This is a genomic window from Nocardioides sp. (assembly GCF_041913365.1).
Lineage (GTDB): Bacteria > Actinomycetota > Actinomycetes > Propionibacteriales > Nocardioidaceae > Nocardioides.
This window is the reverse complement of record NZ_JAYSFM010000007.1, coordinates 90,824-114,686: the sequence shown is the minus strand read 5'-3', so window position 1 is coordinate 114,686 and position 23,863 is coordinate 90,824. Positions and strand designations below refer to the sequence as shown.

20 protein-coding genes are annotated in these 23,863 nt (G+C 73.0%); 8 read left to right on the top strand and 12 right to left on the bottom strand.

The genetic code is table 11. From position 1 onward, the window contains the following. Window positions 1–197: 197 nt before the first annotated feature. Complete coding sequence (locus ACE3QY_RS16270; RefSeq protein WP_374457089.1) at window positions 198–986, bottom strand: GNAT family N-acetyltransferase; 789 nt, start codon at window positions 984–986, stop codon at window positions 198–200. A 139-nt stretch (window positions 987–1,125) separates the two neighbouring features. On the opposite strand from ACE3QY_RS16270, the gene ACE3QY_RS16265 reads away from it, so the two are divergent. The 3 genes from ACE3QY_RS16265 to ACE3QY_RS16255 all read left to right on the top strand — a co-directional run bounded on the left by ACE3QY_RS16265 (window position 1,126) and on the right by ACE3QY_RS16255 (window position 5,580). Further along, window positions 1,126–1,836 (top strand): SGNH/GDSL hydrolase family protein, encoded by a 711-nt coding sequence (locus ACE3QY_RS16265; protein WP_374457088.1) that lies wholly within the window; start codon window positions 1,126–1,128, stop codon window positions 1,834–1,836. A 212-nt stretch (window positions 1,837–2,048) separates the two neighbouring features. Next, window positions 2,049–4,064: a M4 family metallopeptidase gene (locus ACE3QY_RS16260; RefSeq protein ID WP_374457087.1), complete on the top strand. Its 2,016-nt coding sequence runs from the start codon at window positions 2,049–2,051 to the stop codon at window positions 4,062–4,064. 79 nt (window positions 4,065–4,143) lie between these two features. Continuing rightward, entirely contained in the window at window positions 4,144–5,580 is a 1,437-nt protein-coding gene (locus ACE3QY_RS16255; RefSeq protein ID WP_374457086.1) for a M28 family peptidase, read from the top strand. Between the two features lie 106 nt (window positions 5,581–5,686). Here ACE3QY_RS16255 and ACE3QY_RS16250 read toward each other — a convergent pair whose 3' ends face one another. Then, a complete protein-coding gene (locus ACE3QY_RS16250; RefSeq protein WP_374457085.1) occupies window positions 5,687–7,618 on the bottom strand; it encodes a M3 family metallopeptidase in 1,932 nt (643 codons plus the stop codon). 63 nt (window positions 7,619–7,681) lie between these two features. Between ACE3QY_RS16250 and ACE3QY_RS16245 the strand changes: the two genes are divergently transcribed. Continuing rightward, window positions 7,682–8,524, top strand: coding sequence for an aldo/keto reductase (locus ACE3QY_RS16245; RefSeq protein WP_374457084.1), 843 nt, complete (start codon window positions 7,682–7,684; stop codon window positions 8,522–8,524). Between the two features lie 253 nt (window positions 8,525–8,777). Then, window positions 8,778–10,007 carry an MFS transporter gene (locus tag ACE3QY_RS16240; RefSeq protein ID WP_374457083.1) on the top strand — a complete coding sequence of 410 codons (1,230 nt, stop codon included), beginning with the start codon at window positions 8,778–8,780 and terminating at the stop codon, window positions 10,005–10,007. Here the strand turns inward: ACE3QY_RS16240 and ACE3QY_RS16235 are convergent. Then, complete coding sequence (locus tag ACE3QY_RS16235) at window positions 9,988–10,518, bottom strand: hypothetical protein (RefSeq protein ID WP_374457082.1); 531 nt, start codon at window positions 10,516–10,518, stop codon at window positions 9,988–9,990. The genes ACE3QY_RS16240 and ACE3QY_RS16235 overlap by 20 nt on opposite strands. A 173-nt stretch (window positions 10,519–10,691) precedes the next feature. On the opposite strand from ACE3QY_RS16235, the gene ACE3QY_RS16230 reads away from it, so the two are divergent. The 3 genes from ACE3QY_RS16230 (at window position 10,692) to ACE3QY_RS16220 (ending at window position 12,880) form a co-directional block, all read left to right on the top strand. Further along, on the top strand, window positions 10,692–11,474 hold the full coding sequence (locus tag ACE3QY_RS16230; protein WP_374457081.1) for a hypothetical protein: 783 nt from the start codon (window positions 10,692–10,694) through the stop codon (window positions 11,472–11,474). A 108-nt stretch (window positions 11,475–11,582) separates the two neighbouring features. Beyond that, window positions 11,583–11,882 (top strand): hypothetical protein, encoded by a 300-nt coding sequence (locus ACE3QY_RS16225; protein ID WP_374457080.1) that lies wholly within the window; start codon window positions 11,583–11,585, stop codon window positions 11,880–11,882. Beyond that, window positions 11,879–12,880, top strand: coding sequence for a hypothetical protein (locus tag ACE3QY_RS16220; protein ID WP_374457079.1), 1,002 nt, complete (start codon window positions 11,879–11,881; stop codon window positions 12,878–12,880). The genes ACE3QY_RS16225 and ACE3QY_RS16220 overlap by 4 nt, the downstream gene beginning before the upstream one ends. Window positions 12,881–12,894: 14 nt before the next feature. On the opposite strand, the gene ACE3QY_RS16215 is transcribed toward ACE3QY_RS16220, so the two are convergent. From ACE3QY_RS16215 to ACE3QY_RS16175, 9 genes are all read right to left on the bottom strand, one after another. Further along, entirely contained in the window at window positions 12,895–13,794 is a 900-nt protein-coding gene (locus ACE3QY_RS16215; RefSeq protein WP_374457078.1) for a sucrase ferredoxin, read from the bottom strand. Next, window positions 13,791–14,945, bottom strand: a complete 1,155-nt coding sequence (locus ACE3QY_RS16210; protein ID WP_374457077.1) for a cupin domain-containing protein — start codon at window positions 14,943–14,945, stop codon at window positions 13,791–13,793. The genes ACE3QY_RS16215 and ACE3QY_RS16210 overlap by 4 nt, the downstream gene beginning before the upstream one ends. Before the next feature lie 124 nt (window positions 14,946–15,069). Further along, window positions 15,070–15,321 (bottom strand): hypothetical protein, encoded by a 252-nt coding sequence (locus ACE3QY_RS16205; RefSeq protein ID WP_374457076.1) that lies wholly within the window; start codon window positions 15,319–15,321, stop codon window positions 15,070–15,072. A 97-nt stretch (window positions 15,322–15,418) separates the two neighbouring features. Next, window positions 15,419–16,177: a sucrase ferredoxin gene (locus tag ACE3QY_RS16200; RefSeq protein ID WP_374457075.1), complete on the bottom strand. Its 759-nt coding sequence runs from the start codon at window positions 16,175–16,177 to the stop codon at window positions 15,419–15,421. Window positions 16,178–16,209: 32 nt separating this feature from the next. Further along, on the bottom strand, window positions 16,210–19,128 hold the full coding sequence (locus ACE3QY_RS16195) for an AAA family ATPase (RefSeq protein ID WP_374457074.1): 2,919 nt from the start codon (window positions 19,126–19,128) through the stop codon (window positions 16,210–16,212). 331 nt (window positions 19,129–19,459) lie between these two features. Then, the gene (gene hutI / locus ACE3QY_RS16190) at window positions 19,460–20,623 is read right to left on the bottom strand and encodes an imidazolonepropionase (protein WP_374457073.1); all 1,164 of its coding nucleotides are present in this window, start codon (window positions 20,621–20,623) and stop codon (window positions 19,460–19,462) included. Then, on the bottom strand, window positions 20,620–21,930 hold the full coding sequence (locus ACE3QY_RS16185) for a formimidoylglutamate deiminase (RefSeq protein WP_374457072.1): 1,311 nt from the start codon (window positions 21,928–21,930) through the stop codon (window positions 20,620–20,622). The genes hutI and ACE3QY_RS16185 overlap by 4 nt, the downstream gene beginning before the upstream one ends. Continuing rightward, window positions 21,927–23,129, bottom strand: a complete 1,203-nt coding sequence (locus ACE3QY_RS16180) for an allantoate amidohydrolase (protein ID WP_374457071.1) — start codon at window positions 23,127–23,129, stop codon at window positions 21,927–21,929. Before ACE3QY_RS16180 ends, ACE3QY_RS16185 begins: the two co-directional genes overlap by 4 nt. Window positions 23,130–23,201: 72 nt before the next feature. After that, window positions 23,202–23,861, bottom strand: coding sequence for a hypothetical protein (locus tag ACE3QY_RS16175; RefSeq protein ID WP_374457070.1), 660 nt, complete (start codon window positions 23,859–23,861; stop codon window positions 23,202–23,204). Between the last annotated feature and the right edge of the window lie 2 nt (window positions 23,862–23,863).

Sequence of the window (23,863 nt, the reverse complement as noted above, 5' to 3'; positions counted from 1 at the left end):
CCTGCTGCGCCCCGGTGGGTCCGGGATCGATGTCTGGGGCGCGGGTCGCTGTGCCACCCGCCGATGCCGGCCATCCTGACGCGTCACGTCCGGAGAGGCAAAACAGTTGAGTCGATCGGACTCAACTTGCATCACTGGGTTCAACGCACGGCGCGGCGATGTGTTCCCGATCCGCGCAGGAATTTTCGCCGACCTGGTCAGCGGTGCCAGACGTACGGCGTGGTGGTGGTGACCGCCTGGAGGCCGGAGCGCTCGAGGATGGGGCGGGACATGTCGGTGCAGTCGGAGTGGATGTACGTCACCCCGCGGGCGACCGCCGAGCGGGCCCGGGCGGCGACGAGCGCGCGGTAGATGCCGCGGCCGCGGAACTCCGGCAGGGTCGAGCCGCCCCAGATGCCGGCGAACTCCGTGCCCGGCACGACCGTGAGGCGCCCGCCGCAGACGACCTGTCCGTCGACCTCGGCGATCCAGGACTCCGAGTCGCCGCGCGCGAGCTCGGCCAGCGCGCTGTCCACCGACGGCCCGCGACCGCCGCCGAAGACCGACTCCTGCGCGGCGAGCATCCGGGTGACGTCGTCACGGAGGTCGCCGCCCTCGCCGACCCGGCGTACGACGACACCGTCCGCCAGCGGCACGTCGACGGCGAGCAGCGCGGCCTCGCCGATCATCACGGTCTCGCGGGGCTCGGCCTCGAAGCCGTGCGCGACGAGCCGGTCGCCGAGGTCCTCCGGCAGGTCGTGGCCGCGGGACTTCCACTCGAAGGACTCGACCGTGGTGCCGTCGCGGAAGTGCGCGACCGTCTCCTCGATCAGCGCGTCGAGCGCGTCGCCCTCGATGCCGCCGAGGTCGCGATAGGTGACGAAGCCGCCGTGGTCGAAGACCGCCCACATCAGCGGGCCGCGGGTCAACACGTCGTCGGCGGTGCCGACCTCACCCTCCCGGCGGAGCTGGTCGTCGTAGGCGGCGAGGAGGGCGTCAGGCGTCATGCGCGCAGCGTAGGGGCGAACCTCGGCCGCCCGCCTCCGGATATCGCGCGGCCGGGGGTGTCCGGAATCACCGGAAATCAGGGCAAATCTCAGGGTTGTTCCCCTGCGGAAATCGCAGGCCAGGCCGCACACTTTTCCCGTGGTCCATCGGGGGAGCCTGCGCCGGGTCGTCGGCGCCGCAGTCGTCGTGGTGCTGCTCGCTGCCCTGATGGCGTTCTACGTCGCCGGGCGCGCGGGTGCGGGTCCGGCCCGCTGCCAGCAGCACCGGGTCGACTCCAAGGACCGCTCCGCCATCGTCACCGGCGAGGGCGAGCGCGTCCTGGTCATCGGCGACTCGTGGTCCGTGGGCCTGGGCCAGGACGACCTGAGCCGCTCGTGGGCCGCCGAGCTGCCGGGCGAGGTGCACGTCGCCGGCTTCTCGGGCTCGGGCTTCAGCGCCCGCGCGAGCAGCTGCGGGCGGGTGTCCTTCCACGACCGCGCGCCCACCGCGCTCGACGTACGTCCCGCGCTGGTGGTCGTCGAGGGCGGCCTCAACGACTACGACCAGCCCGCGACCGCGATCGACCGCGGCTTCCGCGACCTGATGGCCGACCTCGCCGGCCAGCCCGTCGTGGTCGTCGGCCCGGCCGCCGCCCCCTCCCGCGCCGGTGCCGTGCCGCGCGTGGACGAGCTGCTCGCCTCGCTGAGCGACCAGTACGGCGTGCCCTATGTCCAGACCAGCGACCTCGACCTCGACTACCTGGACGACCGGCTGCACCTCACCGAGGGCGGCCACGAGGAGTTCGGCCGCGTCGTGGCCGAGCGGATCGCCGCGGTTTCGCCCGGGCGCCCCGTCGTACTCCCTCGCTGAGACCGCTCTCACGCAACGGATTCCCGCGACGCACCGATTATCGGACAACTACCCGGGTTCCCGTTCGGGACGTGCATCTTCTCGCGTTGCACGAACCTGCAGATCGGGGGTGATTGACGCGCGTCCGGCCGATTGCGAACTTGTGCACTGGTCTGCATCACCCAATCCGTCCTCGGGCTCTCGGGCCCGAACTCACGATTGGAAAACCCCAAGTGAAGACAACTCGACTGGCCGCACTGGCCGGTATCGCTGCGACGGCCGTCGCGGCGTCGTTCCTGGCGCCGACCGCCACCCCGGCCGACGCCGCACCCTCGGCGGGCAACCCCCGTCTCGAGGCCCAGCAGGCCGCCAGCGCCTGGGTGAAGGGCCACGGCAACGCGCTGGAGCGCGCGTCGCAGGACGCGTTCACCCGCACCGGCACCTTCACGGGTGACGCCGACATCTACTCGATGGCCTACGAGCGGACCCACGAGGGCCTGCGGGTGGTCGGCGGCGACTTCGTCGTCCTGGCCAACGGCGAGGGCCAGGTCGTCGGCTCCTCGGTCGCCCAGGAGGCCCCGGTCGAGATCACCGGCACCACCCCGAAGGTCAGCGCCGACCGCGCCGCCAAGGCCGCGCAGGCCCTGGCCGACCAGGGCTCGCAGGCCTCGGCACCCGAGCTGGTCATCTGGCACCGCGACGCCGGCACCAAGCTCGCCTACGAGGTCGAGGTGCGCGGCACCGACCAGGGCGAGGTCTCCTGGCAGAAGGTCTGGGTCGACGCCCTCACCGGCTCCGTCCTCGAGTCCCGCGAGCAGATCGCGCACGGCACCGGCACTGCGGCGTACTCCGGCCCGAACCCGCTCTCGATCGCGACCAGCGGCTCGGGCAGCAGCTACACCATGACCGACCCGACCGCGACCACGCTGAGGTGCCAGGACGCGGCCAACAACACCACCTTCTCCGGCACCGACGACGTGTGGGGCAACGGCAACGCGACCAACCGCGAGACCGGCTGCGTCGACGCGCTCTACGCCGCCCAGCAGATGAAGGCGATGATGTCGTCGTGGCTCGGCCGCAACGGCATGAACGGCTCGGGCGGCTGGGTGCCGATCCGCGTCGGCCTCAACGACATCAACGCCTATTACGACGGCACGCAGGTCCAGATCGGCAAGAACCAGGCCGGGGCCTGGATCTCCTCGATGGACGTGGTGGCGCACGAGTTCGGCCACGGCGTCGACGACAAGACCCCCGGCGGCATCTCGGGCGGCGGCACGCAGGAGTTCATCGGCGACGCGCTGGCCGCGGCGACCGAGTACTACGACGGCCAGTCCGCGCCGTACGACAGCCCGGACCACACCGTCGGCGAGGAGGTCAACCTCGTCGGCCAGGGCCCGATCCGCGACGGCTCGAACCCGGCCAACGTCGGCGACCCGTCCTGCTACACCAGCTCGATCCCGAGCCAGGAGGTCCACGCGGCCGCCGGCCCCGGCGACCACTGGTTCTACCTGCTCTCCCGCGGCGGCGTCTCCAAGTGTGACGGCACCTCGGTGACCGGCATCGGCGAGCAGGCGGCCATCAAGGTCCTCTACAACGGCATGCTGATGAAGACCTCGTCGTCGAACTACCTCAAGTACCGCACCTGGACGCTCACCGCGGCGAAGAACCTGGACAGCACCTGCGCGCAGTTCAACGCGGTCAAGAACGCGTGGGACGCGGTCAACGTGCCCGCCCAGACCGGTGACCCGACCTGCGGTGGCACCACCACGCCGCCCACCACCCCGCCGACCGGCGGCAACATCCTGGGCAACCCGGGCTTCGAGTCCGGCGCGACCACCTGGACCGGCACCTCCGGCCCGATCACCAGCAACACCGGTCGTCCGGCCCGCACCGGCTCGTGGAAGCTCTGGCTCGGCGGCAACGGCTCCAGCAGCACCGAGACGATCAACCAGTCGGTGACCATCCCGGCCTCCGCCACGGCGGCCACGCTGTCGTACTGGATCCGCACCGACACCTCGGAGAGCGGCTCGACGGCCTACGACAACATGCGGGTCCAGGTCGTCGACGGCTCGACCGCCACGACGCTGCGCACCTTCACCAACGTGGGCACCAACGCGACGTACACGCAGTACTCGCACAACCTCACCGCCTACAAGGGCAAGACGGTCACCATCCGCTTCACGATGACCGAGGACTCGTCGCTGCAGACCAGCTTCGTGGTCGACGACACCGCGCTGAACGTCTCCTGACGAACACCGCGTCCTGACGGGGCGGGGCAGCACTGCTGCCCCGCCCCGTCTCCTTTCCACCGACTCCTCAGGAGATCCCATGCGTTCCCTCCGTACGACGGCCCTGTCCGCCGTCGCGGCCTCGGCCGTCGCCGCCTCGCTGCTCGCCGGCACCGGCTCGCCCGCCGTCGCGGCGCCCTCGCCCGACCTCAGCATCACCAACGTGACCGCGCACCTCCAGCAGTTGCAGAACATCGCCACCGCCAACGGCGGCAACCGCGCCACCGGCCGACCGGGCTACAAGGCCTCGCTCGACTGGGTGAAGGCCAAGCTCGACGCCGTCGGCTACACGACCCAGGTCACCTCGTTCTCCACCTCGTCGGGCACGTCGTACAACCTCGTCGCCGACTGGCCGGGCGGCGACCCGGAGCACGTCGTGATGACCGGCGCCCACCTCGACAGCGTCTCGTCCGGTCCGGGCATCAACGACAACGGCACCGGCTCCGCCGCGGTCCTCGAGGCGGCGCTCGCGTGGGCCTCGAGCGGCAACACCTCGCGCAACCACCTGCGGTTCGCGTGGTGGGGCGCGGAGGAGCAGGGACTGCTCGGCTCCAACCGCTACATGGCGACGCTGCCGACGGCCGACAAGGACCGCATCGACCTCTACATGAACTTCGACATGGTCGGCTCCCCCAACCCCGGCTACTTCGTCTACGACGACAACGCGGCCGGCAACTTCGCCCGCGACACGATGACCGCCTACTACACGTCGAAGGGCATCCCCTGGGAGTACATCGACGTGCAGGGCCGCTCCGACCACGCGTCGTTCCGCAGCTACGGCATCCCGACGACCGGCATGTACTCCGGCGGCGAGGTGACCAAGACCAGCGCGCAGGCCCAGAAGTGGGGCGGGACGGCGGGCCAGGCGTTCGACCCCTGCTACCACCGCTCCTGCGACACGATCTCCAACATCAACACCACCGCCCTCGACCGCAACCTCGACATGATCGGCCACATGGTCTGGCTCTACGCCGACAAGGACTTCGGCACCTCGATCCCGCCGACCACGCCGCCGACGGGCAGCAACCTGCTGGCCAACCCCGGCTTCGAGTCCGGCGCGACCTCGTGGACCGGCACGTCCGGGCCGATCACCAGCAACAGTGGGCGCCCGGCCCGCACCGGGTCGTGGAAGGCCTGGCTCGGCGGCAACGGCTCGACCTCGTCGGAGAACATCGCCCAGAACGTGACGATCCCGGCCTCGGCGACCGCGGCGTCGCTGTCGTACTGGATCCGCACCGACACCGCCGAGTCCGGCTCGACGGTGTACGACACCCTGAAGGTGCAGGTGGTCAGCAGCGGCACCACCACGACGCTGAAGACCTTCAGCAACGTGGGGACGAACGCGACCTACACGCAGTTCAGCCACAGCCTGCTCGCCTACAAGGGCAAGACGGTCACGGTGAAGTTCCTGATGAGCGAGGACTCCTCGCTCCAGACCAGCTTCGTGGTCGACGACACGGCCGTCACGACCTCCTAGGCCCGAGGGTCTCGATACACCGCTCGCTGGCGCTCGCGAGCTACTCGACCACCTGCCCTCAGGTGGTCGAGTAGCCGAGCGAGGAACGAGCGAGGCGTATCGAGACCTACTCCGCGAGCCAGGCCTCCCAGGCGGCGAAGGAGTAGGGGCGGCCGAGGAAGTCGGCGACGAGGTCGGCGGCGTCCTTGCGGCCGCCCTGCGCGAGGACGCGGTCGCGGTAGCGGCCGGCGACGTCGGGGGCGAAGAGGTCGTCGACGTCGAAGGCGGAGAAGAGGTCCTTCGCGATGACCAGGGACCACATGTAGGTGTAGTAGCCCGACGAGTAGCCGTCGAGGTGGCCGAAGGCGCAGTGCATGTGCGCGCCCTCCAGCGGTGGGTACACCGAGTAGCGGCGCTGGAGCTCGTCGCCGTAGGCCGTCAGGTCGTCGTGCTGCTGCGCGTGGAACCAGTAGGACCGCGCGGCGTACGACATCTGCTGGGCGGCGTGCGTGCCCTTGCCGAAGTGGTCGGCCCGGCGCATCGCCGCGACCAGCTCGGGCGGGATGGTCTCGCCGTCGGCATCGCGGGCGAAGGTCGCCAGCACGTCGGCGTCCCACGCCCACTCCTCGAGCATCTGGCTCGGCGCCTCGACGAAGTCCCACTCGGTGGCGACGCCGGAGAAGCGGACCCAGTCGCCCTGGCCGCCGAGCACGTGGTGGACGAGGTGGCCGAACTCGTGGAAGAGGGTGACGACCTCGCCGTGCTCCATCAGGCCGCGGCTGAAGTTGCAGACCAGGCCGCCCTCGGGCAGCTGGACGCCGGCGATGCCGCGGACCACGTCGAACTGGGCGGCGTGCTTGAACTTGCCCTCGCGCGGGTGCAGGTCGAGGTGGATGCGCCCGATCCGCCGCCCGTCGAGCCCGACGTCGTACGTCGCGACGTCCTCGTGCCACGTGCCGGCCTCGGCCCGGTCGACCGGGGTCCACTCGAGGCCGAAGAGTCGCCCGGTGACGTCGAGGAGGCCCTGCCGGACCTGCTCGAAGGGGAAGTACGTGCGCACGACCTGGCCGTCGACGTCGTACTGCTCGCGGCGCACGAGCTCCTCGTAGTAGCGCGAGTCGTACGTCGCCACGGTGTCGGCCGCGGGGTCGTCCTGCCGCTTGCGCTCGAGGAGCACCGCGAGCTCCTCGCCGGCCCGCTCGTTGGCCGCGTCGCTGATCCGGTCGATGAACGCGGCGACGGCCGCGCCGGTGCCGATCATCTTGACCTCGGTGTCGTAGTCCGGCCACGAGTCGTAGCCGAGGAGGTCGGCGGTCTCGCGGCGCACCGCGAAGATGTCCTGGAGGACCTGGTCGTTGACCGGCCAGGCCACGTTGTTGGCGGCCAGGCTCAGCTCGCGGCGTGCCTCGCCGTCGGAGCCGAACGTCATGAACGGCACCAGGTCGGGGTAGTCGGTGGTGATGGTGACCAGGCCGTCGTCGTCGGCCGGGTGGGCCGCGCGGTAGTCGTCGGGGAGCCCGGCGAGGCGCTCGGGCGCGAGGCGCACGGACCGCACGTCGTCGCGGATGTTGCGGCCGAAGTCCTGCGACAGCCTCACGCCGCGCTCGCTCAGCTCACGCAGCCGCTCGCGCGTGGCGTCGTCCCGGTCGACACCGGCGCGGCGGAAGTCGCGCAGCGTGTGGTCGAGCACCCGGCGCGCGTCGTCGTCGAGGCCGTCGGCAGAGAGGGCGTCGAAGACGGCGAAGAGGTCGCGGTCGAGGCCGAGCTCGGTGACGTACTTCTGGACCTCCTGGCTCAGCTCGTCGGCCCGGTCGCGGACAGCGGCGTCCGGGTGCACCTCGGCCCACAGCGACACCTCGCCGGCGTTGGCGATCGCGGTCTCCGCGCGGTTCCAGTCCGCCAGCACGCCCGGGGCGTCACCCGATCCCGTCTTCACCTGCTCGACGAGGCGCCGCGCCTCGGCGAGCTGGCCCTCGCAGCGCTCACCGACCCAGGCGAGCCAGTCGCCGTCGCCGGGGAGCTGGAGCGGAACGGATGCACGGTCGGTGTCGTGGGTCACGCAGCGAGCCTAGGACCCGGAGTCCAGCGGAATACCTCGCGGAGCGGGTGTGTAGGGACCTGTATGACTGTTCCGACCATCACGCTCCACGACGGCACGTCCATCCCCCAGCTCGGCTTCGGCGTCTTCCAGGTGCCGCCGCCCCAGACCGCGGCCACGGTCGCGCAGGCCTTCGAGGTGGGCTACCGCCACATCGACACGGCCCAGATGTACGGCAACGAGGCCGGCGTCGGCGAGGCGATCCGCGACTCGGGCCTCGACCGCGACGACCTCTACGTCACGACCAAGCTCAACAACTCCTTCCACCGCCCCGACGACGCGCGCCGTGAGATCGACGCGTCGCTGGAGCGGCTCGGCATCGAGAAGGTCGACCTGTTCCTCATCCACTGGCCGCTGCCCACCCGCTACGACGGCGACTACGTGCAGACCTGGCGCGCGCTGATCGAGGCGCAGGAGGCCGGGAAGACCCGCAGCATCGGCGTCTCGAACTTCCAGCCCGCCCACCTCGACCGCATCGTCGAGGAGACCGGCGTGGTGCCGGTCGTCAACCAGGTCGAGGTGCACCCGTTCCTCACCAACGAGGACGTCCGGGCGGCCAACCAGAAGCACGGCGTGCTGACCGAGGCGTGGTCCCCGATCGCGCAGGGCGGCGTGCTGGACGACCCGACCATCGGCGAGGTCGCCGCCGCCACCGGGCGTACGCCAGCGCAGGTCACGCTCCGCTGGCACCTCCAGCGCGGCGACATCGTCTTCCCGAAGTCGATGAGCGCCGAGCGGATGAAGGAGAACTTCGAGCTCTTCGACTTCGAGCTCACCTCCGACCAGGTCGACGCCATCTCCGGCCTCGACCGCGGCGAGAAGGGCCGCACCGGCCCCAACCCCGACACCTTCGACTGGATCCCCTGATCCGTCGCTGAGCGGTGGCCGAGGGGGATTCCTGCACCGTTGAATCCCCCTCCGTCACCGCCCACCGGAGCGTCGTACGCAGACACGCCCACCAGCGGTGGCCCACCCACATTCCTCGCCCTGCGAATGTAGGTGGACCACCGCTCCGAGGTCCTCTTGGGCGTGTCGCCTCGACCGGCGGTGGCCCACCCACATTCCTCGCCCTGCGAATGTAGGTGGACCACCGCCGACAGGCAGTTGAGAGGATGGGCGGGTGAGCTCGGGGGCGGAGGACTTCAGGTTCCGCGACATCTGGCTCGTCGCGTACGGCCCCTCGATCGTCTCCGCGATCGGGCACGGCGCGATGATGCCGGTGCTCGCACTGCGGGCCCGCGACCTCGGCGCCGACGTCAGCACCGCGGCCGCCATCGTGGCGATGCTCAGCGTGGGCATGCTCCTCGCGAGCCTGCCGTCGGGGGCGCTGATCGCCCGGATCGGCGAGCGCCGGGCCCTGGTGGGCGCGGGGTTCCTCGACGCCGCGGCCATGACGCTCGCGGCGACGACCGGGTCAGTGGCCGCGCTCGCCGCGGCCGTGCTGCTGAGCGGGATGTGCTGGACGCTCTTCCTGATCGCACGCCAGGGCTTCATGATCGACGTCGTCCCTGCCACCCACCGGGCGCGCGCGATGTCGTTCCTCGGCGGCACCTACCGGGTGGGCATCCTCGTCGGCCCGCTCCTCGGCGCGGCGCTGATCCGCGTCTCGAACATCTCGGCGGTCTTCTGGCTCGGCGCGGTGACGTCGATCGGTGCGGGCCTGCTCGCCGGCGCGATGCCCGACCTCGGCGAGGACAAGCGGGCCGCTGCGCGGGAGGCCGGGCACCTCCCGGTGTGGACGGTGATCCGGGAGCACCGCCGACTGCTCGCCACCCTGGGCAGCGCGATGGTCGTCCTCGGCATGAGCCGCTCGCTCCGGATGAGCCTGCTGCCGCTGTGGGCGGACCACGTCGGGCTGTCCGCCTCGACCACGTCGCTGATCTTCGCCGGCGCCGCCGCGCTCGACGTGGCCCTGATGTGGCCCGGCGGCTGGTTGATGGACACGCGCGGCCGCCGGGTCGTCGCCGTACCCGTCGTGCTGTCGATGGCCGTGGCCTGCCTGCTCCTGCCGCTGGCGACGTCAGCCGTCACGGTCGCGCTGGTGATGGCGCTCATCGCGGCCGGCAACGGGCTGGGCGCCGGGATCGTGATGACCCTCGGCGCGGACGCGGCGCCGGTCGACGGCCGGTCGCAGTTCCTGGGCGCGTGGCGGCTCTGCGGCGACATCGGCAACACCGGCGGCCCGCTGCTGGTCAGCGCCGTCGCCGTCGTCGCCCCGCTGGCGACCGCCTGCCTGGTCGTGGGCGCCCTCGGACTGGCCGGGGCGGGCTGGGTGGGCTACTGGACGGGTCGCGTGGACCGGGTTCGCGCCACCGAGGCGAACGTCGAGGTCAGCCGACCGTCACGGTGATCTCGTTGGAGGTCGCCTGGGTGTCGGTGTCGATCACGCGGAACTTGTTGGGCCCGGTGCGGCTGGTCTGGACGTACGTCGCGAAGGTGCCGCCGCTGACCGACATGGTCACCGGGAAGTCGGACCACTCGCCGTTCTCCATCCGCTGCACCTGCAGGATCGCGCCCTCACCGGACTGGTAGGTGCCAGTCAGGTCGATCTGCTGCATGGGGCTCACCGACTGCTGCGTGGCCGACAGCGAGATGGCCTCGGCCGGCGTCTCGGACGTCGACTCCCCCGCGCTCGGCTCGGACGTCTCCTCCGGCGCCGGGATCGAGCTCTCGGTGTCGGTGGGCCGCGGCAGGCTGAAGGTCGCCGAGGCGGTGCTGTCGTCGGACGCGCTCGTCTCCTCGCCGATCCCGGCGGCCTTGACCCCCACGAGGACGGCGAGCCCTCCGAGCAGACCGATGGCCACGGCGACTCCGACGAGGGCGAGCAGCCCCGTCAGGACGGGACGGTTCTCGGTGTCCATGGAGACCTTTCAACCGGCGGGCACGGGCGCGGCCATTCTCCGTGATCGCTGGTTGCATGGCCAACCGGCGGCCGCCGCACCCCTCGGGGTAGTCCAGTGGCAGATGGTCCTCCAGGAGGCTGTCGGACAGCCATCTGCCACTGGACTACCCGGGCGTCGGGAAGGATGGGCGCATGCAGTCACCGTTGCGACACGGCAGGGCAGCCCTCGGTACGACGATCGCCGGGGGCGCGCTCGCCGCGCTGTCCCAGGCGCCCGAGCGGGCCTCGCGCCTCCTCCGGCACCGCTACCCGACCGTGGCCGTCACCGGGATGACGGGTGTCGGCAAGACCCGCCTGGCCGACCGCCTGTCCCGCCGCGCGAGCGCCGAGAGCGGCCAGGACGTCGGCTCCGCGGTCATGGAGCGGCGTACGCGCCGGGACGCGCGGATGCGCGGCTACCGCTTCCGGGTCGTGCCGGGCGAGAACGCCGCGACCCGGCTGGGTGCGCTCGACGAGGTCTTCCACGACGAGCCCGTCGACGGCGTGCTGCACGTCGTCGCCAACGGCTACGCCACCCCGCGCCGCGCGGGCGGCACCACCGGCACGGCCACCGCGACCCGTGAGGAGCAGCTGGCCGCCGAGCTCGAGGACTGGTCGATCACCGCGCACCGGATCGCGAGCATGGCCGTACGCCGCGACCGTCCCACCTGGCTGATCGTCGCGGTCACCAAGGCAGACCTCTTCGCCGACGACGTCGAGGCGGCCGTTGACTACTACTCCCCCGGCAGCGGCTCGCCCTTCGGCGACAAGCTCGACGAGCTCCGGGCGCTCGCCGGCGGCGCCAGGCTGTCGATCGACGTACTCCCCGTCTGCGCGCAGGGCAGTGGGAAGAAGTCGTCCATGCCGGAGAAGGCGTGCACCGACCTCCTCGGCCGGCTCGAGCTGCGGATGGCCCAGCTGAGCGGGCACGTCTGACGCTCCGCCCCACCCCGATGGGCGAGGCGGTCCAGACCACGGCGAGGCCGTAGTTCACAGTTTCACCACATCGCGTTTCGACTCCCTTCATCGGGGCAGAAGGTCGCCATGAGGCCGATCGCGATCAACCAGCGGGCGCTGCGGACCGCCAAGGCAGAGCTGGACTCCGCGCGTGAGGCGCTCAAGGACGCGCTCGGCGACGTGGACCACCCGGCCGACGACTTCCCGTGGCGCGACCTGATGGTCGAGGGCGTGCGCAGCCTGGTCGAGGACGCCGAGCAGATCAGCAAGAAGTGCCGCACGCTCGCCGGGGCGATCGACGACTCGATCATCGACTTCGACGAGCTCGACCTCATGGTCGGCGAGGCCGCCCGGGTCGCCGCGAAGCTGGACCAGGTGACCCCGTGACCAAGGTCGTCGCCGACAGGATCGAGACGCAGCAGGACGGGCTCCAGTTCGGCGACCCGATCGGCTGCGGCTACCACTGGCTCGAGCCCGACAAGATCGACTCCTACGGCGACTCCGTGCGCCGCCTCGCGTCCAAGGTCGAGCTCGCCGTCGACGGCTTCGAGCGCACCGCCACCCTGTCGGAGGAGGTGTTCGCCGGCGAGGCCGCCGACACGCTCCGCGACCGGGCCGGCCGTCGCCACGAGGAGTCGGTGACCGTGCGCGACAACCTCCGCGGCCTCGGCCGCGCGATCAACGCCTACTCAGACGTGCTGCGCCGCCACCGCGAGGGCCTCGAGCAGCTGCGTGCCCACGCCGCGAGCCGGGGCCTCGAGGTCCGCGGCCAGCGCATCTGGCCACCGGTCGAGACGCTGCCCGGCGACGCGACCCAGAAGCAGGCCGACGCGTGGGAGGCCGACTGGAAGGCCTACCAGGAGTGCTTCGAGATGAAGATCGAGCTGCGCGACGCCCGGCGCGCCAGCACGCGCGAGCTGGTCAGGGCGCTGGCCGACTACGCCGACGTGCACCCCGACAAGGACAAGGTGAAGCTCGTCGCCGCCGACGCCAACCAGGTGAAGTTCGGTGAGCTGCGCCGCGAGGCGGCCGAGGAGGCCATGGAGGCGGTCCAGGCCAACGACCGCGCCGACGCCGCGCAGCGCACCGTCGACCAGCTCAAGCGGCGCGAGCAGCACGCCCTCGACCAGCTGGAGAAGCTGGTCCTCGAGGAGCGCCCGCCGGAGGAGATCCAGGCCCAGGCGGCCAAGGTGCAGACCCTGCACCGCGAGCTCGCCGAGGCGAGGGTCGAGGCCCACGACGCCGAGCAGGTCGCCGAGCGCGAGCAGGCGCAGGCCAACCGCGCCGCCCGCAACCTCGAGGCCGCCGAGGAGGGCAAGCCGCGCCTCGTGGTCGAGCGCGCCGACTGGCAGCCCGCGACCAACCTCAAGGACCGCCTCGGCTGAGCACGGCGCCGGTCTCAGGCCGGCCGGACCTCGACGACCTCGTGGCGGGGCACGGGGTTGTCACGGCGCGCCGAGCAGGTGAGCCGGTGCGCCGTCTCGCCCGGCACCCGTCGTACGACGACCTCCCGGGCGCCGTGCCCCGCGACGTCGAACCGGGCGGTGGTCACCTCGCCGTCGACCCGCACCGACCGGGCGAGGACGTCGTCGAGCCCGGTCAGGCCGAGCTCGCGGCGCAGCGCCGAGTCGGCGGCCTGGGCGCCCATCGGCAGGTCGGAGCGGCCGCGGAAGTGATCGAGGAGGACCTCGCCTGCGGCGGTCGCGTCGGCGACCGCCAGGGCGGCCGCGGCGTCGAGGCCGCCGTAGTAGAGGCCGCGCGGCAGCACCACGAGGTTGCCGGCGAAGCGGTCACCGCCGACGTGCGAGGTCTCCCACACCTCGTCCGCGTGCGGGCCGTCGGCCAGGGCGAGCGCGGCGGGTCGGCCGAGCTCGGCGCAGCAGGCGTCGTGCCGCCCGTGGGTGCAGACCGCGAGCAGGGGCGGGGTGTGGGGCTCGAGGCCGAGCGAGCGGCCGGCACCGAGCGGGGCGAGGTCGAGGTCGCGCAGGTCGTTGAGCTCGTCGAGCACCACCGTCTCGGTCCACGACTCCGGACCGGCGGCCCGGCAGGCGAAGACGTGGACGCCCGCGTCACCGGCGCGGCGACCGGGGCGCCGGATCAGCAGCACCCGGACCCGGTGGCGGCCGGCGACCTCGCGCAGGTGCACGCCGAGGCCGTAGGGCAGCCGCGCGTCGCGGAGCACGTCGACGCCCCAGGGGCCGGCGTGCTCGACGAGCAGGTAGCTGCGCACGGTGGAGGCCGTGCCGGCGAGGGCGTCACCCCGCTCGCGACTGGCCGCTGCGCAGCGGAAGTCCGTCACCGGACGACCTCGAGCAACCCTTCACGCACCAGGCGCCGACACAGCACCAGCGCACTCCCGGGATCGAGCGGCAGGTCGGCGGGGGTCAGCTCGCGGTGGGCCGCGACGTGCTCGAGGGCCGGGCGGACCCGGATCGGCACCCGCAGCACCCGGTCGCCGATCAGCACCCGGACGACATCGCCGTCGTCGGCGAGGACGCACGGCCGACCGGAACGCCGACGCAATGGCGTGGTGGCGTCGAGGGCCGCGAGCGCGGCACGGTCCAGGAGCGCGCCCGGGAGCCGGGCGGGACGGCCGCTGAGGAACCGGTCGGCCTGCTCGTCCGCGACGGCCGACGGGTCGAGACGGCGTACGGCATCGGCGAGCGCGGCGAGGTGGTCGCCGAGGCCCTCGGCGAGACGGGCGGGGTCGTCGAGGTAGCCGGCAGGCAGGTGGGAGTCGGGGACCTCGTCGAGCAGCCGGCCGACCTCGCGCTGCAGCAGGCTGCGCCAGGTGAGCTGGTTGATGCCGATCGTGAGGTGGAGCGAGACCGCCTCCTGCGCGCGGGCTGCGTGCGGCGTGCCGGTCGGGAGGTAGGCCACGACGCCGGGCTCGAGGAGCAGCTCGCCCGGACCTCCCTCGCCGTGGATCTCCCACAGCTTGGTGCCGTGGGTCTGCACCACGAAGACGTCGTGGGAGTCCGAGTGCACCGCGAAGCCCTGGGCTCCGGGCGGGGTGAGGTAGGCGTTGGCCTGGCAGGGGTGGCCGAGCTCGAGCTCGAGGTCGGCGATGAGGTCGCCGACGGGGGTCCAGTAGCGCTGCAGGCCCTGCAGCACGATGGTGGCGCCCTCGTCGTGGAGGCGCATCAGCTTCACCGGGTCGACGAGGCCGGTCAGCGGCTTGCCGGCGAGGCTGCCGCCGCGGGTGAAGGAGGACTCCGGAAGCACCGAGCCGTTGCGGGCCACCCGGACCGCCGGCGTGCGGATGGCCGTCTCCGTCAGCAGGTAATCGACGTCGGCGAGGGAGAGGACCTCCGCGCCGAGGCCGGGGGCGGTGCGGTGGACGTGGACGTGCGACGCCCAGACCTTGTCGACGAAGGTCTGGGCGTCACCCGTCAGGCGGTCGAGTGCGCTCGGCCTGGATCCACCGGCCGACGCCGTCGCGAGCGCCATCAGGCGGGTGCGATGGCAAGGCGGAGCGCCGAAGGCGGGCCGCTAGGCCCGTCGAGCGCGCGACAACGCAGCCAGCGTGCCCGCATGGTGGGGCGCAGCAGGCGAGAGGTCGGTGGATCCAGGCTCAAAGCGCGGTCCCGTCGGTGCCGTCGGCGTCGGTGGAGTCGCCGTCCGTGCTGTCGGTGGAGTCGCCGTCGGTGCCGTCCGCGTCGGTCGAGTCACCGTCCGTGCCGTCCGTGGAGTCGCCGTCGGTGCCGTCGGCGTCAGCACCATCGGTGCCGTCGGCGTCGCCCGGGGCGGCGGGCACGCCGGTCGGGTCGGTGCCCTCCGTGGTGATCTCGTCGTCGCCCAGGGGGCTGTCAGGAGTCGTCGTCATGGATCCTCCTCGTCGTGCCGCGACGGACGGTCCGCCCCGGATACGTCATCGAGTCTCGTGCTCGCCCCCACACCGTCCCACACCCCTGGGGACGTGGTCACCGGGCCGGACGCACCTCGAACGACGTCGTGCCCTTCACCTTGTCGTCGCCGCAGGACTGGCGGCGCGCGGGGCCGGGCACCGCCACGACCTCGTCGGCCGGGTCGCCGCCCGCCAGCACGTGCAGCTCGCGGACCTGGTCGACCCCCGGACGCCCGGCGCGGCCGCGGACCCATGCCGTCGGCACCTCGCCGCGATCCACCGCCTCGCACGCCGCCAGGGCCGTCGCCGTGTCGAGGCGGCCGAGGGTGAGCCCGCTCGGCAGCGAGAGCAGGGTGCCGGAGAACCGGTGGCCGCCGAGGTGCGTGGTCTCCCACGTCCCCTCGGGCCACTCCTGCGCGAGCAGCCCGGCGATCGGGCGGCCGACCTCGGCGCAGCACCGGTCGCGCTTGCCGTTGGTGCAGACCAGCCACAACGGCCCGTCGTACGCCGGCAGCGCGGCGAGGTCGAGCCCGAGGAGGTCCTCGGGCCGCTCGAGCACCGTGCCGCGGACGTCGAACCCGTCGGCGGTGGCGCGGGCGTGGAAGACGTGGGTGCCGGGCCCGGCCCCACCGTCGTACCGGCGCAGGAGGAGGACCTTGAGGTCGAGCCCGCCGAGGTGGTCGCGGACGGCCTCGGGCAGCCGGTTGTCGGCGACGGCGTCACGTCCCCACGGGCCGGGCGACTCCACCAGCAGGATCTCGGGGTCCGTCGGTGCGGTGCCGATGATCGGCTCGTCGTCGGTGAGGCTGGCGAGCGAGCACCGGAAGTCAGGCATGGGCGCAGTCTTGCCGATGCCTCAGCGGCTGCTCACAGGAGGCCGCGGCGCCGCGCCACCGCGGCGGCCTCGGTGCGGGAGGCGGCGTCGAGCTTGGCGAGGATGTTGGAGACGTGGACCGAGACGGTCTTGGTGCTGATGAACAGCTGCTTGCCGATCTCGCCGTTGGATCGGCCCTCGGCGACGAGGGCGAGGATCTCCCCCTCGCGCGGGGTCAGCGTCGCGGTGTCGGATCCGGTCGCCGGGGCCGGTGCGGAGCCCTGGCTGGTCAGCTCGGCCACAAGGGGCTGGGCGCGCAGCGCATGGGCCGCCTCGCGCGCCAGGTCGCCCACCTCGCGGGCGCCTGCCGCGTCGCCCGCGGCACGCAGGACGCCGGCCAGGCGCACGCGGGTCTGCGCGATCTCGGGGACGGACCCGTAGGCCACTGCCGCGTCCTCCGCGGCGCGCCAGGCGCCGACCAGCTCGTCGCTCGACGGCGGGTCGACCTGCGCCAGCCACCGCCAGCGGAGGTGCTCGGCGGTGCGGCGCGCGACCCACATCCGGTACTCCGGGCCGTGGCTGCCGTCGTAGGGGGCGTAGAAGTCGATGACCCGGCCGCCGTCGCCCATCATCCGCTCGACCTCGAGACCGGCCGACGCGCGCTCGTCGGCGGACTGGTGCGGAGCGGCGTTGGCGAAGGCACCGACGACGATCGTCGCGAGGCGGAGCCGGGCCTGGAACCAGTCGTGCCACAGCGGCACGACCGTGGCGACCACGTCGTCGTAGACCCGGGCGGCCCGCGCGGCGTCCGCGGCTGCGGCGGCCCGCATCAGCTCGGCGCTCGCCGAGGAGATGGCCGTGAGGCCGTCGGTGCCCCAGTAGTCGCGCAGGCGGTCGAGCGCCTTCGCCTTCTGCTCGCCGCGGATGCCGATGGTGATGAGCATCTGGTGGGCGAAGTAGAGCCACTCGAAGACCATCGGCGGGTTCTGCCCGCTGACGTCGAGGAGGTCCCAGGCCTCGTCGAGCCTGCCCTGGTGGGTGAGCGCGACGGCCAGCAGGAGTCGCGCCTCGGCGGGGTAGGGGGACCACGTGAGCCCACCGACCTCGCTGCGGGCGATCACCTCGCGGTAGACCTCCACGGCCCGGTCGAGGTCGCCCTCGTCGTGGTGCAGCCGGCCGAGCAGGTAGAGGGCACGGAGCTCGGGCTCGACGAGACCGGCCTGCCGGGCCCGGTCGGCGGCTGCCCGCCAGCCGGCGCTCGGGCTGGCGCTGCCGGCCGGATCGAGGCCGGCGACCGTGGTGTGGAGCTCGACGGCCAGGCTGGTGAGGTCGTTGCGCTCGGCGATCTCGAGCGCTCTCAGCGCGACCGCGCGCGCCTCGTCGGCGTGCCAGCCGCTCAGGCTCTGGGCGTGCACCAGGAGGGCGCGGGTGAGCAGCTTCGGTGGGGCGCCGCGCAGCAGCCCGACCGCCTCGGCCGCGATGTCACGCGGCGACTCGGGGGTGTCGGTCAGCATGAGCGCCGCGGCCAAGGACGTCAGCAGCTGGCCGCGGTCGACGTCGGCACCCTCGGGCGGGAGGGCGGCGAGGCGGGCCCGCAGGACCTTGACCGCCTTGGGCACCCGCCCCGAGGCGATCAGCGCCTCCGCGCAGCGCCGGGCGAGGGCGAAGGCGTCGATGTCGGCGACCGGCGCGCGGGACGTGTCGATCAGCTCGAGCGCGTCAAGGAAGTGGGTGGCCGCCTCGGAGGGACCACCCACGGCGAGCGCCTCCTCCCCGGCCTCGATCGAGGCCCGGACCGCCACCGGACGGTCGTCGGCCCGGCGGGCGTGCTGCGCCAGCTCGGCGGCCGTGCCCACGGCGCGGCCCTCACCCAGGGCGGCGACGAAGTCGGCGTGCAGGCGGACCCGCTCGCCGGGCAGCAGGTCGTCGTAGACCGCCTCGCCGAGGAGCGCGTGACGGAAGGCGTAGGTGCCGCCGCGCGAGGCCACGAGGACGTGGGACTCGACGGCGTTGCGCAGGGCCGCCTCGAGCTCGGCCGCGCCGAGGTCGGACACCGCGGCCAGCAGCTCGTGGCTCACCTGGCGCCCCGCGACCGAGACGATGCGCACGACCTGGCGGGTCGTGTCGTCGAGCCGGTCGAGGTGGACGAGCAGCACGTCGGCGAGCTCGCCGGGCACCTGGCCGGACCACGCGGCGCCGACGAGCTCCTCGATGAAGAACGGGTTGCCCTCGGCCCGGTCGACGATCGAGGTGTACTCGGCCTCCGACATGGTCGAGGGGTGCAGCGCCCGCACGAGACGTCGTACGTCGTCGTCGGCGAGCGGCTCGAGCTGCAGCCGGTCCACCCCGCGCAGCCGCATCCACTCCGCGACCTGGCGGCGCAGCGGGTGGCGCCGGTGGAGGTCGTCGGCGCGGTAGGAGACGACGAGGGAGACGCCGGGGACGGGACGGGAGAAGAGGAAGCTCAGCATGTCGCGGGTGGACTCGTCGGCCCAGTGGGCGTCCTCGACCATCACGAGCAGCGGCGCCTCCTCGGCGACGGCGGAGAGGAGGTCGCCGAACGCGTCGTAGACGTTGCCGCGGTCGAGGGCCTGGTCGCCCGACGCGGTCTCGCTGCTGCGGATCCGCCGGCCGGGCTGCAGGCGGGCGAGGGTGGGGTGCAGGTCGAGGACGCGGGTCGCGACGTCGGACCGGTCGGCCATCACCCGTCCGAGGACCTCGGAGAAGGGGAGGTAGGGCAGGGAGCTGTCGGCGAGGTCGAGGCAGTGGCCGGCGACGACCTGCCAGCCGGCCTCGAGGGCGGCGTCGCGCAGCGCCATCAGCACGCGCGTCTTGCCCACGCCCGCGTCGCCGGCGACGAGCATCGCTCGCGCGGACGGCTCGTCCCCGGACGTGCGAATGCCGAGCTGGGCAGTCAGCTGCTCCAGCTCGGCATCGCGTCCGATGAGGTCGGTGGTCCGCAGGGCCGGCACGGACGACATTGTGTCGTGCCGGACCGACACTCGCGGGTCGACCGCGGTGTGGCTCACTTCTGGGTGTCGTCGGCGCGGACGCGGGTCCAGCGGCGGACGCCGTAGTCCTTGCGGACCTTGTCCTGTCGGTAGGCGATCTCGGCACCCAGGAAGCTGTCGGTGGCGAACATGTGCTTCTCCTCTTCTCGGCGGTCCCGGCTGGACCGTGGGAAGAGAGTCCGTCGCTGAGGTAGGGGCGGACATCGGGCGGGTGCCCTATTCACGCGGGGACAGCTACCTCAGACGGGGTCCGGGTGGCGTACGACGGCCGTCTGAGGTAGCTGCCACTGGACTACCCCGGGACGACGGGGCGGCCGTGCTGCCACACCCCCGCCACGAGCGGGACGCCGGGGCGGTAGGCGAGGTGGACGTACGACGGTGCGTCGAGGAGGACGAGGTCGGCGGCCTTGCCGGGGGCGAGGACGCCGACGTCGTCGCGGTCGAGCGCGGCGGCCCCCATCGCGGTCGCGGCGTGGAGCGCCTCGGCCGGGCTCATCCGCATCTCGCGGACCGCGAGCGCGATGCACAGCGCCATCGAGGAGGTGAAGCACGACCCGGGGTTGCAGTCGCTGGCGAGCGCGACGCGGACGCCGGCGTCGAGCAGGCCCCGGGCGTCGGGGTAGGGCTGCCGGGTGGAGAACTCCACGCCCGGCAGCAGCGTCGCGATGGTCCCTGAGTCCCTCAGCGACTCAACGTCCAGGGCGCTGAGGAAGGTGCAGTGGTCGACCGCGACCAGGCCGAGCTCGCAGGCCAGCCGCACGCCGCCGCCGTACGTCAGCTGGTTGGCGTGGAGCCGCCCGCGCAGGCCGATGTCGGACCCCGCCGCCAGGATGGTGCGCGCCTGGTCGACGTCGAAGGCGCCGTCCTCGCAGAACACGTCGATCCACCGGGCGTGCGGTGCCGCCGCCGCGAGCATGGGGCCGGTGACGAGGTCGACGTAGTCCTCGGGGGTGGTGTCGGCGGGGACGACGTGGGCTCCGAGGAACGTGGTCTCGTCGGTGAACTGGCGGGCCACCGCAAGACTGCGGGCCTCGTCGTGCACGGACAACCCGTATCCACTCTTGATCTCGAGGGAGGTGGTGCCCTGGGCCCGCATCTCGGCGACGAGCCGGGCGACGTGGGAGGTGAGCTGCTCGTCGGTGGCGGCACGGGTCTTCGCGACCGTGGTCCGGATGCCGCCGGCCGTGTAGGGCTGGCCGGTCATGCGCGCCTCGAACTCCGCCGACCGGTCGCCGGCGAAGACCAGGTGGCTGTGTGAGTCGACGAAGCCGGGGACGACCGCGCGTCCGCCGGCGTCCACCCGGACGTCGGCGTCCGGGGCCTCGGCGGCCGGGCCGACCCAGGCGATCCGGCTGCCCTCGACCACGACCGCGGCGTCGGTGACCAGCCCGAGGAGGCCGTCGCGGTCGGGGTCGTTGGTGGCGAGCTCGCCGATGTTGGTGATCACGGTGCTCATGGGAAGACCCTCTCGATCGCCTCGCCGAGGTCGCGGCCGATCTCCGCGCGGTCGCCGTCCTCGACGATCCACCGCCCGTCGGCCATGACCCGTCGTACGTCCTCGGCGACGGCCGCGAAGACGACGGTGTTCTCGTCGCGGCCGGTGCCCGCCGTGCGCGGGGAGGCCGGGTCGAGGACGACGAGGTCGGCGCGCTGGCCGACCGCGATGGACCCCGCGTCGGCCCACCCGAGCGAGGCGTGGCCGTCGGTCGTCGCCGCGGTCAGCAGCTCGGCCGCCGCCCAGTGCCCGCGCTGCTGGGTGGCCAGCCGCTCGTCGAGCTCCACGGCCCGCATCTCCTCGAAGAGGTCGACCATCGCGTGGCTGTCGCTGCCGAGGGTGAGGCGGGCGCCGGCGTCGTGCAGGGCTCGCGACGGCCCGATCCCGTCGCCGAGGTCGCGCTCGGTGGTTGGGCAGAAGGATGCGTAGGCGCCGGCGCCGCCGATCAGGGCGACGTCGTCGTCGGTGAGGTGGGTCGCGTGGACCAGGGAGGTCGTCGGCCGGAGGAGGTCCCGCTCGGCGAGCAGGCGCGCGGGGGTCATGCCGTACTCCTCGAGGCAGGCATGGTTCTCGGCCACCTGCTCGGAGAGGTGGACGTGGAAGGGCCGCTCGCCGACCCAGGAAGCGACGGCGTCGAGGTCCTCCGCCGGCACCGCGCGCACGGAGTGGACGGCGGCACCGACCTTCTCGGTGGACGAGGATCGGGCACCCAGACCGCTCACCCGGTCGATCCACGCCTCCACCGACCCGTCGGAGTAGCGCACCTGCGCGCCCTCGGGGGCGGCCCCGAAGCCCGAGGAGAGGTAGAGCGTGTCGAGCAGCGTGACCCGGATCCCCGCCTCGCGCGCCGCGTGCACGAGCACCTGCCCCATCTCGTTCGGGTCGGCGTAGCGCGTCCCGTCGGGCTGGTGGTGGAGGTAGTGGAACTCCCCGACGCAGGTGATCCCGGCCGCCGCCATCTCGCGGTACGTCGCCCGCGCGAGGGCGAGGTAGGTGTCGGGGTCGAGCCGCGCGGCGACGTCGTACATCTGGTCGCGCCAGGTCCAGAACGTCCCGCGCCCGCGCTGGGTGCGACCGCGCAGGGCGCGGTGGAAGGCGTGACTGTGGGTGTTGGCGAGCCCGGGCAGGACCAACCCACGCACCGGGATCGCGCGCGGCGGGTCGGCGTCGGGGGTGACCGAGGTGAAGCGACCGTCCTCGACCTCGACGAGGACGTCGTCGCGGAAGGCGTCGCCGAGCCAGGCACGCTCGAGGAGGTACGCCGTCATGCGGGGCCCATGGGGCGTGCCAGCTCGGCCAGCACGTCGGCGAGCGCCTCGACCCCGGCCAGGCAGTCGGCGGTCTCGGCGTGCTCGTCGGGCGAGTGCGAGACGCCGGTGGGGTTGCGCACGAACACCATGGCGGTCGGGATGCCGGCGTCGGACAGGATGCCGGCGTCGTGGCCGGCCTGGGTCGGGATGACGGGCCAGCCGCCGAGACCGGCCAGCCGGGCCGCGAGGTCGGCGTCGAAGGCGACGGAGCCGGAGACCGACTCGGCGGTGACGGTGAGCGAGGTGCCGTCGCGGCCGGCCCGGTCCTCGGCCTGGCGCCCGATCGCCTCGACCAGCGCGGCGAGGGCGTCGTCGGAGGAGGCGCGCGCGTCGAGCCAGGCCGTCACGAGGGAGGGGACGGCGTTGGTGCCGTTGGGCTCGACCGCGATGCGGCCGAAGGTGGCGCGCTGCTCCGCGAGGCGGGCCTGCTTGTTGGCGGCCAGCGCGGTCATCGCGTAGGTCAGCATCGGGTCGTGCCGGTCCTCCATCCGGGTGGTGCCGGCGTGGTTGGCCTGGCCTGCGAAGTCGAAGCGCCAGCGGCCGTGCGGCCAGATCTCGCTCGCGAGGCCGACGGCGACCTCCCGGTCGACGAGGTCGCGTCCCTGCTCGACGTGCAGCTCGACGAACGTGCCGACCCGGCCGAGGTCCATCAGCCCGCGCTCGGGGTCCAGCCCGGCGTCGGCGACGGCGTCGGCGAGGAAGGTGCCGTCGCGGTCGCGCAGCTCCCTCGCCTGCTCCCAGGTGGTCGCGCCGGTCACCAGCCGCGAGCCGAGGCAGGCCCGGCCGAAGCGCGAGCCCTCCTCCTCGACGAAGACGCCGACGCCGAGCGGGCGGCTCGGCTCGAAGCCGCGGGCCCGGAGGGTGTCGACGGCCGCGAGGGCGGACACGACGCCGAGCGGACCGTCGTACGCCCCGCCGTCGAGGACGGAGTCGAGGTGCGACCCGGTGAGCACGCCGGGCTGGTCGGACCCGCCCCACCAAGCGACCTGGTTGCCGATGCCGTCGGTCTCCACGGCCAGCCCGCGCGCGGCGCACTGCTCGGCGAACCACGCCCGCAGCTCCGACTCGGCCGAGGTCCACGGCTGGCGGAAGTAGCCACCCGACGCAGCGGAACGACCCACCGGCGACAGGTCCCGCCACATCTCCTCGAACGCCATGCGCCAAGTCCACCGTGCCGGCCCACCCGGGTCAACGAACCGCCCCGGCACGGCGTCTCGGATCTGAGACGCCTACCCCTCGACCCAGATCCGCGTGGTGCCCACGGGAGTGAACCCCACCTCCAGCGCGGCGGCCAGGTCCTCGCCGCGGTCGTAGGTGACCAGCGACCGCCCCGGGAAGGTCGCGCCCACGGCGGTGACCACCTGGTCCCACGCGCGCTCCGCTCCTCGCACGTTGGTGAGGTAGACCGCACCGGTCCCGAGGGTGGCGACGCACCCCAGCGGGGCGCGCTCCGACGCGAGCACCGCGAACGTCGGCCGCTCGAGGAGCGAGGGGACGATCACCCCGGTCGTGTCGCCGGCCGCGTTCCAGCGCTCCAGGCCGTCGGGCGCGACCCGGGACCAGCCGGCTGGCACGGACGCGGACGACGGGGCCGGGAGGTGCAGCCACGAGGCCTCGAAGAGCGCTCGCAGCCCCAGCACGGTCAGGTCGAGGGTCCCGAAGCAGTCGGCGACGCCACGATGCGGAGCCTCGGCCAGCGCCGCCTCGACGTCCCCCACCCCCGCCCCGGGCTCGATCACGAGGGCGGCCGAGTGGAGGGCCGGCACGGGGTCGAGTGCCCGCCAGACCCCGTCGGCGAGCCTGCTCCGGACGCCGTGCGCGGCGCACATCCCGACGTACCAGTCGAGGCCCGCGTCCACAGCCACCCGCAACCGCGCGTCGATCGCCATCG

What these genes read in the sequence shown, in the direction of transcription:
- ACE3QY_RS16230 (WP_374457081.1), top strand. Translation starts at nt 10,692, where the DNA reads ATGCAGTCACCGTTGCGACACGGCAGGGCAGCCCTCGGTACGACGATC.
- ACE3QY_RS16270 (WP_374457089.1), bottom strand. Translation starts at nt 986, where the DNA reads ATGACGCCTGACGCCCTCCTCGCCGCCTACGACGACCAGCTCCGCCGG.
- ACE3QY_RS16180 (WP_374457071.1), bottom strand. Translation starts at nt 23,129, where the DNA reads ATGGCGTTCGAGGAGATGTGGCGGGACCTGTCGCCGGTGGGTCGTTCC.
- ACE3QY_RS16255 (WP_374457086.1), top strand. Translation starts at nt 4,144, where the DNA reads ATGCGTTCCCTCCGTACGACGGCCCTGTCCGCCGTCGCGGCCTCGGCC.
- ACE3QY_RS16185 (WP_374457072.1), bottom strand. Translation starts at nt 21,930, where the DNA reads ATGACGGCGTACCTCCTCGAGCGTGCCTGGCTCGGCGACGCCTTCCGC.
- ACE3QY_RS16235 (WP_374457082.1), bottom strand. Translation starts at nt 10,518, where the DNA reads ATGGACACCGAGAACCGTCCCGTCCTGACGGGGCTGCTCGCCCTCGTC.
- ACE3QY_RS16245 (WP_374457084.1), top strand. Translation starts at nt 7,682, where the DNA reads ATGACTGTTCCGACCATCACGCTCCACGACGGCACGTCCATCCCCCAG.
- ACE3QY_RS16200 (WP_374457075.1), bottom strand. Translation starts at nt 16,177, where the DNA reads ATGCCTGACTTCCGGTGCTCGCTCGCCAGCCTCACCGACGACGAGCCG.
- hutI (WP_374457073.1), bottom strand. Translation starts at nt 20,623, where the DNA reads ATGAGCACCGTGATCACCAACATCGGCGAGCTCGCCACCAACGACCCC.
- ACE3QY_RS16175 (WP_374457070.1), bottom strand. Translation starts at nt 23,861, where the DNA reads ATGGCGATCGACGCGCGGTTGCGGGTGGCTGTGGACGCGGGCCTCGAC.
- ACE3QY_RS16210 (WP_374457077.1), bottom strand. Translation starts at nt 14,945, where the DNA reads ATGGCGCTCGCGACGGCGTCGGCCGGTGGATCCAGGCCGAGCGCACTC.
- ACE3QY_RS16225 (WP_374457080.1), top strand. Translation starts at nt 11,583, where the DNA reads ATGAGGCCGATCGCGATCAACCAGCGGGCGCTGCGGACCGCCAAGGCA.
- ACE3QY_RS16205 (WP_374457076.1), bottom strand. Translation starts at nt 15,321, where the DNA reads ATGACGACGACTCCTGACAGCCCCCTGGGCGACGACGAGATCACCACG.